The sequence below is a fragment of the Methylocystis sp. NC52PC genome (genome assembly GCF_055698645.1).
The window spans coordinates 52,248-66,674 of sequence record NZ_CP170127.1 but is presented as its reverse complement, the minus strand read 5'-3'; the positions used below and the strand labels follow the sequence as shown (position 1 = coordinate 66,674).

Here is a 14,427-nt window from a genome sequence, read left to right as displayed (position 1 = left end):
GGGGGAGACGCTGCGGTAATAGAATTGGAAGAGCCAGTGAGCGACGCTAACGCCATGGAACATGAAACGCGCTGCGGCTTCGCGGCGCTGGTCGGCGCGCCCAACGCCGGCAAGTCGACGCTGCTCAATCAGCTCGTCGGCGCCAAGGTCTCCATCGTCTCGCGCAAGGCGCAGACGACCCGCGCGCTGGTGCGCGGCATCGCCGTCGATGGGCCGGCGCAGATCGTGTTGGTCGACACGCCCGGCATTTTCAAGCCAAAACGCAGGCTCGACCGCGCGATGGTGGCGAGCGCGCTCTCCGGCGCGGCGGATGCGGACGTCATTGCGCTGCTCGTCGACGCGCGCAAGGGCCTCGACGAGGAAGTCGAGGCGATCCTCGAGCAGCTCGCCGAGGCGAGGGCGCCCAAAATCCTCGTCTTGAACAAGATCGACGTCGTCGCCCGCGAAAAGCTGCTGGCGCTGACGGCGAAGCTCAACGAGCGCCAGAAATTCGAGGAAACCTTCATGGTCTCGGCGCTCACCGGCGACGGGGTGGACGATCTGCGTCATGCGCTCGCGAGGCGGATGAAGCCCTCGCCCTGGCTCTATCCCGAAGACCAACTCTCCGACGCGCCGCTGCGCCTGCTTGCAGCCGAGATCACCCGCGAACAGATCTACGAGCGCCTGCACGACGAACTGCCGTATCAAAGCACGGTCGAGACCGACTCCTGGACCAATCAGAAGGACGGCTCGGCGCGGATCGAGCAGACGATCTATGTCGCCCGCGACGGGCAGAAGCGGATCGTCATCGGCGAGGGCGGGCGCACCATCAAGGCGATCGGGCAGGCGGCGCGCCGCGAGATCGCCGAGGCCGCCGAGCAGCCGGTGCATCTTTTCCTTTTTGTCAAGGTAAGGGAAAACTGGGCGGAGGACCCGGAGCGATATCGCGAAATGCGGCTCGACTTTCCCAAGGGCGAATAGGCTTTCCCATGGCCAAGAAGCACAAAGTTCTGACCGTCTACCGCTATCTCACCGGCCCCGACGACGCGGCCTTCTGCCACCGCGTCACGGAGGCGCTGAGCAAGGGCTGGAGCCTCCATGGCGGGCCGACGTTGACCTTCGACACGGCGCAAAATCGCGTGATCTGCGGTCAGGCGATCGTCAAGGACGTGGAGGGGATCGAGTACAGCCCCGAGATGAAGCTGTCCGAGCAGTAACGCCGCGTGAGGCGAGGCGCACGACGAGGATCGTCGACCCCGCCCCTATCCCCTTCTCCGCAAGGGTGACGGGATTAGATTGTCGTCGTTGAAGGGCGCGCCATGGAATGGCAGGACGAGGGCCTCGTCATCGGCGTCAGAAAACACGGCGAGACCTCCGTGATTCTGGAGCTGATGACTCGCGCGCATGGCCGCCATCTCGGCGTCGTGCGCGGCGGCCGGTCGAAGGCGATGCGTCCAGTCCTGCAGCCCGGAAATCTGGTGGCCGCCAATTGGCGGGCCCGGCTCGAGGATCATCTGGGCGTCTTTTCCGTCGAGCCGCTCGCCAGCCGGGCCGCGCGTTATCTGGATCGGGGCGCAGCGCTGCATGGCGTCGCCGCGCTGACGGCGCTGCTGAGGCTGCTTCCGGAACGCGATCCTCAGGAGGAAATCTTCGACATGGCGAACGCCATCGCCGCGGGGCTCGATTCGGCGGACGCCGCGGCGCCGTTGATGGCCCGCTTCGAGCTCTCTCTGCTCGCGGCGCTCGGCTTCGGTCTCGACTTGCAGAGCTGCGCCTTGACAGGCGCGCGCGAAGGGCTCGCCTTTGTCTCGCCGAAGTCGGGCCGCGCCGTCAATCGCGACGCGGGCGCGCCGTGGAGCGCGCGGCTCCTGCCTTATCCGCGCTTTCTGCAGGATGCGTCAGAGGCCCCCTCAGTCTCGGAGATCGTCGACGCTTTCCGTCTGACCGGCTATTTTTTGACGCGCGACGTGCTCGCGCCGCGCAGCGTCTCCATGCCAGCCTCGCGGGCGCTCTATCTCGAAGCGCTCGGCGGGGAGACTTAGCGAAGCGCGTCGCAGATGACGCGTGATTCGTGATTCGTCACGCCATATCCCTCATCCGTATCGACGAGGATCTCGCGACACATCGCCTGCATCGCGGTTTCTTCCTGCGATTGCCCCTGATGGGCGCTCCGGAGGGCTGCATTGTTATTTGCAACCTTCTTGTTTTCCAGCGCCAGAGCGGCGCCGGCAATGAGCGCCGCGCCAAGAACCACAAGAATTCTGAGGGTTGATGGCATGTCGGAAACCAAAGGAAATGTAAGAGGAAAGCGCTCGGGCGAGCAGGAACGGCGCTGTGGAGGCCTCCTTTTTAAGGAGCGGCGTGAATCGCCGCAAGCGATAATCACGACAATTCGCGCCAAAAAATATTGTTTACATTGTTAATGCCGGCGCGCGCTTGCGCCTGCCGCCCGCAGCCCATAGGAAACGCAGGCGAAAGAAACAGGAACGGATCGGAATGGCGCAGAAAGGCGGTTCGGCGGGGAAGGGCAGGGACGGCGGCGGCGAGAGCGTGGTGACGCCCGTCGATCTGCGCGAGGCGCTCGAGGAGCGCTATCTGCGCTACGCGCTCTCGACGATCACTGACCGCGCGCTGCCCGACGCGCGCGACGGCCTGAAGCCCGTGCATCGGCGCATTCTCTACGGGATGCATGTGCTGCGGCTCGACCCCGGCGCGCCGTTCAAGAAATGCGCCAAGATCGTCGGCGACGTGATGGGCTCCTACCACCCGCATGGCGACCAGGCGATCTATGACGCGCTGGTGCGGCTCGCGCAGGATTTCTCGTCGCGCTATCCGCTCGTCGACGGACAAGGAAACTTCGGCAATATCGACGGCGATTCGGCCGCCGCCTATCGCTACACGGAAGCGCGCATGACCGCCGTCGCGCGCGCCCTTCTCGAGGGCATCGACGAGGACGCGATCGACTTCAAGCCGAATTACTCCGGCGAAGAAAAGGAGCCGGTGGTTCTGCCGTCCGCGCTCCCCAATATGCTCGCCAATGGCGCGCAGGGCATCGCGGTCGGCATGGCGACCTCCATTCCGCCGCATAATCTTGCCGAGCTCTGCGACGCCGCGCTCTATCTCATCTCGCATCGCGGCGCGACGAGCGAGCAATTGCTCACCTTCGTGCAGGGGCCGGACTTTCCGACCGGCGGCGTGATCGTCGACAAGCGCGCGGAGATCGTTGAGGCCTATCGCACCGGCCGCGGCTCCTTCCGGGTGCGCGCCCGCTGGACGCGGGAAGAACTGCCGCGCGGCGGCTGGGTCGCCGTCGTCACGCAGATACCCTATGGCGTGCAGAAGTCGCGGCTGATCGAAAAGCTCGCCGAGCTGATCGCCGAGCGCAAGCTCCCCCTCGTCGCCGACGTGCGCGACGAATCGGCGGAGGACGTGCGCATCGTCTTTGAGCCGCGCACGCGCGCCATCGATCCGGCGCTGATGATGGAGACGCTCTTCAAGCTCTCCGAACTCGAGAGCCGTTTCAGCCTGAATATGAATGTGCTGGTCGACGGCGTCACCCCGCGCGTCGTCTCGCTCGACGAAGCACTGCGGCAGTGGCTCGACCACCGCCGCGCCGTCTTGCAGCGCCGTTCGCGCCACCGGCTCGCGGCGATCCTGCGCAGGATCGAGCAGTTGGAAGGCATGGTCATCGTCTTCCTCAATCTCGACGAGGTGATCCGCATCATCCGCGAGGAGGACGACGCCAAGGGCGAGCTGAAGAAGGCGTTCAAGCTTACCGATCTGCAGGTCGATTACATCCTCGACACGCGGCTGCGCTCCTTGCGCCGGCTGGAAGAGATGGAGCTGCGTCGCGAGCTCGACAACCTCTCCAAGGAGCGCGTCGACCTCGAGGCGCTGCTCGCGGACGACGCCAAGCAGTGGAAGGCGATCGCGAGCCAGGTGCGCGAGCTCAAAAAGCTCTATGGCCCGACGACGCCCGTCGGCAAGCGCCGCACCACTTTCGAAGACGCGCCCGCGACCGTCGATCTCGATCTCGCGGAGGCGATGATCGAGCGCGAGCCGATCACTGTCGTCGTCTCGAAAAAGGGCTGGATTCGCGCCCTCAAAGGCCATGTGCAGGATTTGTCGTCGCTGCAGTTCAAGAGCGACGACGCGCTGGACACGTCCTTTTTCGCGCAGACGACCTCGAAGATTCTGGCGCTCGCGACGAACGGCAAGGCCTATACGCTCGACGCGTCGAAACTGCCGGGCGGGCGCGGCCATGGCGAGCCGATCCGGCTCTACGCCGACGTCGACGAGGGCGCGGAGCTCGCGCGCGTCATGCCGCATCGCGGCGGGGGCTCGCTGCTGATCGTCGCCGACGACGGGCGCGGCTTCGTCGTCGCGCAGGACGATCTTCTGTCGTCGACCAAGAAGGGCAGGGCCGTTCTCTCCGTCGATCCGCCGGCGCGGCTGAAAGTCGTGACCGAGGCCGAGGGCGACCATGTCGCGATCATTGGCGAGAACAGAAAGCTTCTGGTTTTCCCGCTGGAAGAGGCGCCGCGCATGGCGCGCGGCAAAGGCGTGCGCATGCAGCGCTACAAGGACGGCGGCGTCTCGGACGCCAAGGTGTTTGCGCTCGCCGACGGGCTGACGTGGACGGACTCCGCCGGCCGCGTCTTCACCGTGGCGGCGGCGGAGCTTTCCGAATGGATGGGCCACCGCGCCGAGGCGGGGCGGCTGCCGCCGCGGGGGTTCCCGAAGAATAACAGGTTTGGAGGGTGAGCGCAGGGCTGCCTTATCGCCTCGTCTTGACCCCACCCGACCCCGCTACGCGGGGCCACCCTCCCCGTAAAGGGGAGGGATTGAGAGCGGCGAGAGCGACGCCAAGGAATTTCGAACCGGTCGATTAGTCTCGGGCTGACCGACGCGACGCGACGTTGAGTAAGGCGCCTTCGGGCTACGACGGTTTCGCGAAATTCGGGATCTTGAACCCGAGCTTCCCCTGCCGCCACAAGGTGAAGGCGACCGCGCCCCCCACGATCGCGAAAACGCCAAAGCCGATGTAGAGGTAGAACTCCTCGTCGGTGATCAGACCCACCGAAAACGGATGCCGCCCCTCGTAGCTCCTGGCGCCGTCGTCGCTCGTCAGTTTGACGTAGAGCACGTAATTGCCGGCCTGCCGGAAGTCCTGATCGAAATTCACCATGCCGTTGGGAAATTTCTGCAAGGGCAGGCGGCTGACGGCGTCGGCGTCGGGATCGGCGGCGCCGCTTTCATCCTTGGCCCGCAGCACGCGAATGTCCCAGGTCATGTCGCGCAGCTCATTGTCGGCGGCGTCGAGCACGATGACCGAGGCGCCGATATCGGGCAGGGCGGCGCATTCGCGGTCGACGCTTTTCTTCGGCTGCATCGCCACGAATTTCATCGATTTCGTCCCAAGCGCGATGGGACATTCGGGATCGTAATAGTGCCAGCCCGCGGCCTGCGCGTCGCGCGGGGCGACGCCCGCGGCCAAAAGAAAGGCGAAAGCCGCCAAGCCGATCAGTCGTTTCTTCACCTTTAAAGCCCCGTCCTCGTGTCCGACGCCGCATCCAATACCGCGAGCATCTGGTCCATGGCCAGAGCCGGCTCCGCACATTTCGAATCGCCGACGATCCGCGCCGGCACGCCCGCTACCGTCTTGTTCGCGGGCACGGAATCGAGCACCACCGAGCCCGCCGCGATCATGGCGCAGCGCCCGATCTCGATATTGCCGAGAACTTTCGCCCCCGCCCCGATCAGGACGCCGCGCCTGACCTTCGGATGGCGGTCTCCGCGCGACTTGCCGGTGCCGCCGAGCGTCACGCCATGCAGCATCGAGACGTCGTCCTCGATGACGCTGGTCGCGCCGATGACGACGCCGGTGGCGTGGTCGATGAACACGCCTTTGCCGATCCGCGCGGCGGGGTGAATGTCGGTCTGGAAAATCTGCGAGGACAGGCTCTGCAGCGTGAGGGCGAAATCGCTGCGCCCGTTCATCCACAGCCAATGGGCCAGACGGTAGCTCTGCAAGGCGTGGAAGCCCTTGAAATAGAGCGCCGGCTCCAAGAGCCGCGTGCAGGCCGGATCGCGTTCGAGCACGGCGAGAAGGTCGGCGCGGAACGCCTCGAGAATCGCCGGCGAGCGGGCGAGGCAGGCGTCAAAGGCCTGTTTTATGGCCGCATAAGGGGCCTCGGGCCGGTCGAGGCGCTGGGCGACGCGATGCGTGACGACCCCTGCAACCGAATCCTGGGCCAGAATCGCCCCATGGACAAAACCGCCAAGCTCCGGCTCGCGCCGCAGCACGTCCTCCGCCTCGAGCCGCAGCCGGGCGAGCAAGGGGTCGAATTCGATCACGGACGCAGTTTTCTCGCGCGGGTCGGCGGCCATCGTGCTCCTCCTGCGCCGCTATATAGCGGTTCGGCCGCCGTCGCGCATCAGGGCCGTTGGGCCAGGAATTCGAGCGCCGCCTGTTTGTAGATGCGGTCCCCGACCGCCCGGTTGTGGTCGCGGCCGGGGATGTCGACGAGGCGGACGTTGCGAAACAGCGGCTCGAGCGGGGCGGGGTCCCCGGCGACGTCGTCGCGCGTGCCGACGCAGATCAGCACGGGGCATTCGATCCGCGCGAGAAGCGCCGGATCGATCGTCTTGCGCGCGCCCCGCACGCAGGCGGCGAGCGCCTTGAGATCGCTTCGGGTCGATTCGGCGAAGCCGCGGAAAATCTTCATCATGGGCGTATCGACGTCCTCGATCCGCTCGGCCTCCATAGCCTCGGCGAGGCCGCCGGGGAGGCCGGCCTCCTGGACCAGATATTGGCCGATGCCGCCAAGAATGAGCGAGCGCACCCGCTCGGGTCTCGTGAGGGCCAATACAGTTCCGATCCGGCCGCCCAGCGAGTAGCCCATCACGTCGGCGCGGGCGATGGAGAGGTGATCGAGCAGATTGGCGACGTCCTGGGCCATCAGATCGAGCGTATACTGAGCGGGATCGTAAAGCTTCTGCGACCGGCCGTGACCCCGGCTGTCGAAAGCGATCACGCGGCGGCCGTCCTCGGTCAACGTCTTGACCCATTGGGTAAAAAGCCAGTTGACCGCGTGCGTGGAGGCGAAACCGTGGATGAGAACGATCGGCTCACGCCGGTCTTCGCTGAGAGGCTCGAAATCCGAATAGGCTATCTCGACGCCATTCGAGACGAAAGTTTCCATCGCAAATCCTGTGTGACAGCTTTTTAATTAAAGGCTCACGCAAGCCGTGCAAGGCGCGCGGCCCCAAAAATAACGGCACTTGCCATTCGCCTCGCTTGTCGCTAAACGGTGGCCAGTCGCAGCGCCGCGGCCCCGACGGGCCCCTCAAAGCGCACGCGGCGGGCGCCCGTAGCTCAGCTGGATAGAGCACCAGACTACGAATCTGGGGGTCAGAGGTTCGAATCCTTTCGGGCGCGCCATTCCCGAACAAGCAGAGAGAAGCGCGGACGGGCTGGTCGCCTGCTCCGTCCTCGGCGCCAGCACAGGCGTCCGACAGGTAATGCCCGTCCTCCGGTCGCGGCCTACCCAGCGGTCGCTCGACCTTCAAGCCGAAACCCGCGGGTTCCCCTTAGCCAGTGGTGTGCGCCGCCGCATCTACATGCGCGGCTGCGCGAGCTACCGTCAGATCATCGAAACAAGGACCGCACCGAGGGAGATGACCATGACTAAGCTGATCACGATCTTCGCCGCCATCGCTCTGACCCTGAGCATTGGTCTCACGAGCTCCGCTTCCGCGGCGCCGGAAGGTTTCAACAACTTCGATGGCAGCGCCTGCTATTGCATGGACCCGTAAGGCGATTTCGCGCGGGCGGAAAGCAGACCAAAGGGGGCCGTCCATGGCCCCCTTGTTTTTTGGCTGAGCGGTCCCGGTCAGCTCTCTCGGCTCCGCGAGTCCGAGGCGGCGCAGCTGGCAGCTTTCTCGAACGACACCCGTTAGACCGCCATGATCCGAGACACGGCAAGGATCATGAGCAGAAAGGCCATCAGAGTGACGGCAAGGGCCATCGATTGGTCCGACATGGCGAGCTCTCGATCGGAAACGGCGACCCGCCGTGATCTAGCGCGGCGGGAAGCGAGTGGGAGGGCGCCTGCAGTAAGAAAAAGCCCTCCAGCGTTTGTGCAATAAGAAGCGCCGAAACGCCGCGATCCATGATCGCGGCGTTTCAATTGATCGGCGCGAAGGCCGATTGTCTAGTAAGTCGCGACGATCGGCGGCGGCGCGGCGGCGTATGTGCGGCGACAGCTGAAGACGGTGTCCAGTTGGCTGAAGATGCCGCCGTCAGCCGGGGTCGCGCCATAATACGCGTATGCCGCAGCCTGTGGGTCGTAAACAGGCGCGGGCGCGCTCACGATAACACGGTGGCGCGCGCTGGCCGCGCTGGCCGATACCGCCAGCGCAACGGCGACCAACAAGAGCGTTAATTTGGAATGCGCCATTGCATCTACTCCATACGTCATCCAGCCTCTCAATCGATGTAGGGCGCGTGTGGGCGTCAGGCTGCAAAAAACTGTGAGGGCGCGGCGGGCGTGCGCTTGCATGTGCGCGACGCCCGCGCCGCGAAGCTAGAATGTTTCCCGATACAGCAATAAAAACGCGCCCCCGGCCATGAAAGCGATCGGCCACACGATCCCGGCAACCCGGCTCAGCGACGATGCGGGCAGACGAATTTCCAGCCATCGGGCAATCGCCGCGATCACGCCGATCAGCGCAACAGGCGTATGGCTGATCTCGATCAGCACTTCTTCCTTGCTGTCGGTATGGCCGTAGTGAGTCAGCAGGAACGCCGCGGCGGCCGCGAGCGTCAGCGGAAAGACATAAGACGGCCACTGCGACTTAAATCTTTGCAGCTGCACGCGCCATTCATATATCGCGAAGGCCGCAATCAGCGCGATCATGAACTTATGCTGCGCAATCCTCGGCGTCGCCAGACTTTCGAAAAATCCGATCTTGCCGAGCGGCCATGCGTCTTCATCGGCCACGACGAAGAGATAGCCCGCAAGGACAAGGAAGAGCGCTGGCCAGTTTCGCGTAAAGCGGCCGATGCGCCTGCTTTGCGAGAAGAGCGCCACGAGTCCCGCGGCGACGACAATGAGCGCCGCGTAGTGATGATGCGCTTCGGACCACGCAATATCGAAGGCGCTGCGCTCAGGCTGCGACGTCGAGGGTCGGGGCGCGACGGGGATCTCAATTGCGTGTGAGTCAACCGCGGATGGCTGCGCAAAGGCGGGGCTCTCCAGGCGTGGCCAAGCAAGCTCGAAGCGCTTTGCGATATCCGCCGTGTCGGGTCGCGACGCTGACGTTTCAGACGCCAAAGGCGATGCGGCGAGGGCGGCCGCGCAAAAAATTGCAATAAGGCCGACGCCGACTTCCGTCTCTGCGATGATTGGCGCGCTTCGAAGGGTCAGAGCGGAATCGCGCTGAAGCTTTCGTATCGCGAGGAAATTCATGGCCCCCAGACAGAGAAGGATAATCAGCAACACGCTCTTCGTGCTGATCAGCAGGCCATAATTCGTTTGGTAGAGCCCGCCCAGCGAGCCTGCGAAAGGAACGGCCATGAAAACGCCGGTGGCGACGACGACAAAGACAGACACAAATGAGACGGCGGAGAAACGCCTGGCGACAAATCTGTAGCTCTCACGGTCGCCGAGCATGCGCAGCGACGCGACGAAGTAGGGGACGCCGCCGATCCACGCGGCCAGGGCCAAGAGATGGAGCATCTCCGCCACGAGCATCGCGGCGGAGACTTCCGTCCTGCTCGCGACATGCGTCAGCCCCGTATGCGCGACGATGAGGATAGAAGACGGCAGCACAAGCGTCCAGGGCGTCCAGAGCCGCGGCCAGCGGGCCGCGCAGGCGAGGGCGAAAGCCGCGCATGCAGAAACGACGTGGAAAGTAATGGCGTCCGCGCTCATCGCGGTCTTCAGATCAGCGCCCGCCGAGCCGATGAGAAACGCTGTGAGCGCGGCGGCGGCCATGAGCTGCGCAACGCAAGACGCCGCGGCTGACCAAAACACGACGCGCTTGCAAAAACGATCGAGCGCGGCGCGTCCGCCGCCGCTTGCGTTCGAAGGGGCGAGCGTCAGGAGAAAATATGTCGCTCCTCCGACCGCAACTGTCTGAGCCGCCATCGCCGCCCCTCGCAAGATCCAGTCGATCAAGCTGTAGATGGACAGGAACGCCTGCATCCTCATGGCCTCACTTCGAACTTGATCTCGCCTTGATTGGCGTGCCCATCGACGCTCAAGACACGCCAATAGAGGACGTAACGCCCTTCAGTCAGTCCCGTTCCGCTTGCCCTCAATACGCTCGGCGAATTCGCGGACTCCATCGTCAGCGCCGCCTGATTGTCGTCCGCCCTCAACAGCTTGAGATTGGAAAAGCGCGCATCGAGGCGACTATCGAAACGAAGCTCGATCGACACGCGATCGCCTGCGACAACTGCGCCTGGCTGGGGAGACGCCTGAATAAGAGAAGCGTGCGCAACCGCGCTTGACGTTGCGTGCATGAAAAGGACAGTCGAAAGCGTGAGCAGTCGCCAGGTCATGAGTAAGCCCTCCTCGGCCTTTCGCCAGGCTCGGAGGTAAATTGCGTGCTAGGCAAGCGCGACAAGCCTCACAGGGCGGTCCGCCTGCCAGAAACCCAGCATGTGCAGAGGCGGCGCCCCTGCCGGACGTCGTCGGATTTATTGACGCTCTTCGCTGTCAGCCGTCTCCACTTTGCCGCTCTCGTCGCCTTCGGCGGCTGTCGCCATTTGGGCTCCGATCTGACGGACGACGGCGGGGACCTCAGCAAACGTGTTATGTCCCATGATATCCGTGTTCAGTCGCGACAGGTCGCGCACCGAAACGCCTAAAGCTTCGAGCGCGGCGCGGTCCTTGGGGTTGCTGGGATCCATTGCGCCCAGCCTCGGGCGGTCGCCCGCGATATGAGCCGAGATCGACAGCACGCGATCCGTATTAGAAACAAAAACCGTTACATGCTCGGCGCCAACGCGCGCAAGCTGCTGGCTGAAGACGCTGAGATCGATGTCCGGCGCAGCCAGCATCACTTCACCGAGTTTCCCGTCCAGATCTGGACGGCCCGAGATCGCGATCGAGCGCAAACTCTCCATCGCCAGCCACGCGCCCATCGAATGGGCCAGGACATGGATCCGCCCCACGCCTTCGACCCGAGCGAGATCCAGCAGTAGATTTTCCAGCGCGTCTCTCGCCACAGTCGCGCTTTCCTTGTCGGAATGATAGGCGGAGAGGCCGCGCCGGGAGATCGAGTCCCAAGTAAACAGAGCCGATGTTCCCTCGAAGCGGGAATCCAGCGTGAGTTGCGCCGTACGAAACTGAGCTTCATTCAGGCTCGTGTCGTAGCCATGGACATAGACGAGGATGTCCCTGCTGGAGGGCCGGCTCGACACATGAGCGGCGATCTCATCGAAAAAAAGCGGCTCATTCAAGTTTCGACGCGACTCGACTGCGAAGTTGCGACCTGCCCTTGGCGCGCCGAAGGTGGGGCCTTCGACGGCTCCGGCCCTGTGGTAGGGAGGCACACTGATGGAAACCAGAGAGAAACGCCCGTGGGCGCCGCTCTCGCCGGCTCCGTCTTCCCGTCTCGTCGAGACCACGAAAATCGGCACATGCGCCGGCTCGGCCGCGAGGGCGAGGAAGCTTGCTCGATCCGAGGCGTCGAGACCGTCCGACGCGCAGGCGCCGAGTCCGACGGCGACGAGCCCTAAAAGCGCCATGGAAAAAAGACGAGATCGAGAAAACACTGCAACCACCGGGGCTGGATTTGCGGAGGCGGCTGTCTGCCTGCGTTAGTGTAATTGGGAGTCTTAAAATAGGCCCGATGTTTTCGTGGCGGCTTCGCTCTTGGCTAACGAAAAGCTAACTTCACTGTCTACGACGCTGCAGATGCGTCAGATGCGAGACCTCTCTGACTGACCCACTCCTGGCGTTCATCCATCCTCAAGCGATTGATCCAGAGGCGTAAACCAATGCTGATCCGGCGATTGACATTCCTCCTTCTCTTCGCAGCATGGAGCGTTCCCGCTGTTGGGGCGACGGCTGGCGGCGGGGGCGGTCAACCCCTGGAGATCGTCGGCGGCGGACGAAGCGCCGCCCTTATCATCAGCTCGCCGCGCGCCGGCCGTTTTGAAGCGCAGGCCGCCCAGGATTTGCAAAAATACATCGCGCGCATGACCGGCGTGACCTTGCCGCTCGTCAGCGCTCCGGAGGCAGTCGACAAGGCCCTCAAGAGCGGCCGTCCGTTGGTGATAATTGGGGACGCCGCTTTGCAGCTCAATCCGGGGATCAAGGCGAAGCTCGCGTCTGTGGTCAAGCCAAAGCCGCGTCTTCGTGCGGACGCCATAGCGCTGTTGCGAGATCGAAACCGCATTTTTCTCGCGGGCGTCAATGACGAGAGTCATTATTTCGCCGTTGCGGAACTCCTTCGCGCATGGGGCGTGCGCTGGTTTATGCCGGGCGATTTCGGAGAATGCGTTCCGACGGAGTCCAGGCTCACGGTCGGCGACCTCGAGGTTTATTATGCGCCGCCGTTCGAAATACGCGCGTTCTGGGTTTCCTGGTCGGGAGACGCGACCGGCGTAACGGATTTCCAGCTGCGTAACATGATGGTGAGCGCGACGACCGTTCCCCCGAACGGCCACAGCCTCGGTCAATTCATGAAAGGCCTTGGGACGAGCGTTTTCGATGTCCCGCTCACCGATCCAAAAAGCGCTGAACACGTCGCCAATGCGGTCGACAGCCTATATGCCGCGGGGGAGGGCATCTCGCTCAGCATGGAGGATGGTCTCTACGCTTCCACTTATCCGCGCGACGTCGAACTTGGAAAGCTGCAGTGGGATAAATACTCGCTCCGCCCCTCCGTTACCGACGCCATGCTGGAGTTGCTGAACAATGTGGCGCGACGACTGCGGGAGCGTCATCCCGAAAGTCGGTCGAAGATCGGGTTTCTCATTTACTCGAATATGTTTCTTCCGCCGGTACGGAAGGTCGCGCTGGAGCCTTCACTCTATGGCGTGATCGCTCCAATCGACATTGACCCTATTCACAGCGTCGACGATCCGCGCTCTCCGCAGAAGCAAGAATATCTGGACATACTAAAAAAGTGGATGAAAGTAACTCAAGGCCGACTTACGATCTATGACTATGATCAGTCCATGCTCGTCTGGCGCGATCTGCCCAATCCAAGTCACCAGGCTTTCGAGGCGGACGTGAAGGCCTATCGGGACGCCGGCGTCTTAGGGATATCGACCGAAAGCCGGATGGCGCTGGCGACGACCTTCACCAATCTCTATCTGCGCGCCCGACTCATGTGGAAGCCGGACTCCGACGTTTCTGAGTTGCTCGAGGACTTCTATGCGAAGTTTTTCGGACCCGCGCGAAAGCCGATGCGAGACTATTGGTCGGCGATTTTCGACGCCTGGAGGAAGACGAACGTCACCGAGCATGAATTCTTCGTTATTCCCGCCATCTACACTTCTGAGCTCGTCGAACGCCTTGGCGCATCGCTTCAGGAAGCAGAAAGGGCGGTGGAGAACTTGCGCGCGTCGGGCGGCGCCCTCGCTCCCGCCGACGCTCTTTACGTCGAGAGGGTGCGCTTCGTTCGTCTCGGATACGAGACCATCAAGCATTATGTAGAAATGACCAGGGCGGGGGCGAGCGACCTCGATTACGAGAAAGCCGCCGTCAACGGCGACCAAGGCCTACGGGCGCGCGACGCGCTCACGGAAATGAACAAGGCCTTCACGACGACCCGCTTCGAGTCCGGCGACGCCTTTTGGAAAGGCGAAATCGACCAATACAGACGCCTTCTTTCCCTGACCAACGGGGAAAAGGGCCGTCTTCTCGCCGCGCTTCCTTTGGAGTGGAGTTTTCACCGGGATCGCGAAGGAAAGGGGATGGAGCGCGGCTACGCCGACGGCCCGCTCGATCTGTCATTCTGGCGTGAGCATCGCGCAGAATACGATGTCGACACGCGGAAAGATTATCCGGCCGACCAATGGGAGACCGTTCGAACGGATCTCTATGTCCAGGCGCAAGGCGTCCGCGATCCAGATCAACGCAGCTTTACGGGCGACATCTGGTATCGCACGACGATCGCGCTATCGCCGGACCAATTGGCCGCGAAGCCCCACATTCATTTTCCGGGGCTCTTCAACGCCTGTGAACTCTACGTCGACGGGACCTTGGTCTCGAAACGCCAGCAGTTCGAGCCGTGGTGGTTCAACGACTACAAGTTCGAGTGGGACGTTTCGCTCGCCAACAAAGCAAGCGTAGGAGATAACATCATCGCGCTTCGTTGCCACAATCCACACCACCTTGGCGGCATGTTCCGCCGCCCGTTCCTCTACGCGCCCATTGACGGCGGCGCCCACTGACACGGGCCGCTCAGCTTTCGGGGTCCAAG

14 protein-coding genes and 1 tRNA gene are annotated in these 14,427 nt (G+C 63.3%); 7 read left to right on the top strand and 8 right to left on the bottom strand.

What is annotated here, in order from left to right:
• Positions 1 to 54 precede the first annotated feature (54 nt).
• The 3 genes from era to recO all read left to right on the top strand — a co-directional run bounded on the left by era (position 55) and on the right by recO (position 2,021).
• Positions 55 to 960 carry a GTPase Era gene (gene era, locus ACETII_RS02040; protein WP_363351175.1) on the top strand — a complete coding sequence of 302 codons (906 nt, stop codon included), beginning with the start codon at positions 55 to 57 and terminating at the stop codon, positions 958 to 960.
• A gap of 8 nt (positions 961 to 968) precedes the next feature.
• Positions 969 to 1,196, top strand: a complete 228-nt coding sequence (locus tag ACETII_RS02035; RefSeq protein ID WP_363349366.1) for a DUF1737 domain-containing protein — start codon at positions 969 to 971, stop codon at positions 1,194 to 1,196.
• Between the two features lie 102 nt (positions 1,197 to 1,298).
• Complete coding sequence (gene recO, locus ACETII_RS02030) at positions 1,299 to 2,021, top strand: DNA repair protein RecO (RefSeq protein WP_472786920.1); 723 nt, start codon at positions 1,299 to 1,301, stop codon at positions 2,019 to 2,021.
• On the opposite strand, the gene ACETII_RS02025 is transcribed toward recO, so the two are convergent.
• Positions 2,018 to 2,380 (bottom strand): hypothetical protein, encoded by a 363-nt coding sequence (locus ACETII_RS02025; protein ID WP_472786919.1) that lies wholly within the window; start codon positions 2,378 to 2,380, stop codon positions 2,018 to 2,020. The genes recO and ACETII_RS02025 overlap by 4 nt on opposite strands.
• A gap of 95 nt (positions 2,381 to 2,475) precedes the next feature.
• Here ACETII_RS02025 and parC point away from each other — a divergent pair, with 95 nt between their 5' ends.
• On the top strand, positions 2,476 to 4,743 hold the full coding sequence (gene parC / locus ACETII_RS02020) for a DNA topoisomerase IV subunit A (protein WP_472786918.1): 2,268 nt from the start codon (positions 2,476 to 2,478) through the stop codon (positions 4,741 to 4,743).
• Between the two features lie 175 nt (positions 4,744 to 4,918).
• On the opposite strand, the gene ACETII_RS02015 is transcribed toward parC, so the two are convergent.
• Genes ACETII_RS02015 through ACETII_RS02005 form a run of 3 tightly spaced genes read right to left on the bottom strand, consistent with a single transcriptional unit; the run spans position 4,919 to position 7,184 of the window.
• Positions 4,919 to 5,518, bottom strand: a complete 600-nt coding sequence (locus ACETII_RS02015; protein WP_472786917.1) for a hypothetical protein — start codon at positions 5,516 to 5,518, stop codon at positions 4,919 to 4,921.
• A gap of 2 nt (positions 5,519 to 5,520) precedes the next feature.
• Positions 5,521 to 6,369 (bottom strand): serine O-acetyltransferase, encoded by an 849-nt coding sequence (gene cysE / locus ACETII_RS02010; protein WP_472786916.1) that lies wholly within the window; start codon positions 6,367 to 6,369, stop codon positions 5,521 to 5,523.
• Between the two features lie 47 nt (positions 6,370 to 6,416).
• Positions 6,417 to 7,184 carry an alpha/beta fold hydrolase gene (locus ACETII_RS02005; protein ID WP_363349360.1) on the bottom strand — a complete coding sequence of 256 codons (768 nt, stop codon included), beginning with the start codon at positions 7,182 to 7,184 and terminating at the stop codon, positions 6,417 to 6,419.
• A gap of 162 nt (positions 7,185 to 7,346) precedes the next feature.
• Between ACETII_RS02005 and ACETII_RS02000 the strand changes: the two genes are divergently transcribed.
• A tRNA-Arg gene (locus ACETII_RS02000) sits at positions 7,347 to 7,423 on the top strand.
• Between the two features lie 242 nt (positions 7,424 to 7,665).
• A complete protein-coding gene (locus ACETII_RS01995; protein ID WP_472786915.1) occupies positions 7,666 to 7,797 on the top strand; it encodes a hypothetical protein in 132 nt (43 codons plus the stop codon).
• A gap of 398 nt (positions 7,798 to 8,195) precedes the next feature.
• On the opposite strand, the gene ACETII_RS01990 is transcribed toward ACETII_RS01995, so the two are convergent.
• The 4 genes from ACETII_RS01990 to ACETII_RS01975 all read right to left on the bottom strand — a co-directional run bounded on the left by ACETII_RS01990 (position 8,196) and on the right by ACETII_RS01975 (position 11,740).
• Positions 8,196 to 8,441 carry a hypothetical protein gene (locus ACETII_RS01990; protein ID WP_472786914.1) on the bottom strand — a complete coding sequence of 82 codons (246 nt, stop codon included), beginning with the start codon at positions 8,439 to 8,441 and terminating at the stop codon, positions 8,196 to 8,198.
• 126 nt (positions 8,442 to 8,567) lie between these two features.
• Positions 8,568 to 10,196 carry a CopD family protein gene (locus ACETII_RS01985; RefSeq protein WP_472786913.1) on the bottom strand — a complete coding sequence of 543 codons (1,629 nt, stop codon included), beginning with the start codon at positions 10,194 to 10,196 and terminating at the stop codon, positions 8,568 to 8,570.
• Positions 10,193 to 10,510: a copper resistance CopC family protein gene (locus ACETII_RS01980; protein ID WP_472788206.1), complete on the bottom strand. Its 318-nt coding sequence runs from the start codon at positions 10,508 to 10,510 to the stop codon at positions 10,193 to 10,195. Before ACETII_RS01980 ends, ACETII_RS01985 begins: the two co-directional genes overlap by 4 nt.
• Before the next feature lie 177 nt (positions 10,511 to 10,687).
• A complete protein-coding gene (locus ACETII_RS01975; RefSeq protein ID WP_472786912.1) occupies positions 10,688 to 11,740 on the bottom strand; it encodes an alpha/beta hydrolase in 1,053 nt (350 codons plus the stop codon).
• Between the two features lie 252 nt (positions 11,741 to 11,992).
• Between ACETII_RS01975 and ACETII_RS01970 the strand changes: the two genes are divergently transcribed.
• Positions 11,993 to 14,398 carry a DUF4838 domain-containing protein gene (locus tag ACETII_RS01970; RefSeq protein ID WP_472786911.1) on the top strand — a complete coding sequence of 802 codons (2,406 nt, stop codon included), beginning with the start codon at positions 11,993 to 11,995 and terminating at the stop codon, positions 14,396 to 14,398.
• Positions 14,399 to 14,427 lie beyond the last annotated feature (29 nt).

Coding starts and splice junctions, on each gene's coding strand:
- cysE (WP_472786916.1), bottom strand. CDS start 6,369: ATGGCCGCCGACCCGCGCGAGAAAACTGCGTCCGTGATCGAATTCGAC.
- era (WP_363351175.1), top strand. CDS start 55: ATGGAACATGAAACGCGCTGCGGCTTCGCGGCGCTGGTCGGCGCGCCC.
- ACETII_RS01975 (WP_472786912.1), bottom strand. CDS start 11,740: ATGGCGCTTTTAGGGCTCGTCGCCGTCGGACTCGGCGCCTGCGCGTCG.
- ACETII_RS01990 (WP_472786914.1), bottom strand. CDS start 8,441: ATGGCGCATTCCAAATTAACGCTCTTGTTGGTCGCCGTTGCGCTGGCG.
- ACETII_RS01995 (WP_472786915.1), top strand. CDS start 7,666: ATGACTAAGCTGATCACGATCTTCGCCGCCATCGCTCTGACCCTGAGC.
- ACETII_RS02035 (WP_363349366.1), top strand. CDS start 969: ATGGCCAAGAAGCACAAAGTTCTGACCGTCTACCGCTATCTCACCGGC.
- parC (WP_472786918.1), top strand. CDS start 2,476: ATGGCGCAGAAAGGCGGTTCGGCGGGGAAGGGCAGGGACGGCGGCGGC.
- ACETII_RS01985 (WP_472786913.1), bottom strand. CDS start 10,196: ATGAGGATGCAGGCGTTCCTGTCCATCTACAGCTTGATCGACTGGATC.
- ACETII_RS02005 (WP_363349360.1), bottom strand. CDS start 7,184: ATGGAAACTTTCGTCTCGAATGGCGTCGAGATAGCCTATTCGGATTTC.
- ACETII_RS01980 (WP_472788206.1), bottom strand. CDS start 10,510: ATGCACGCAACGTCAAGCGCGGTTGCGCACGCTTCTCTTATTCAGGCG.
- ACETII_RS01970 (WP_472786911.1), top strand. CDS start 11,993: ATGCTGATCCGGCGATTGACATTCCTCCTTCTCTTCGCAGCATGGAGC.
- recO (WP_472786920.1), top strand. CDS start 1,299: ATGGAATGGCAGGACGAGGGCCTCGTCATCGGCGTCAGAAAACACGGC.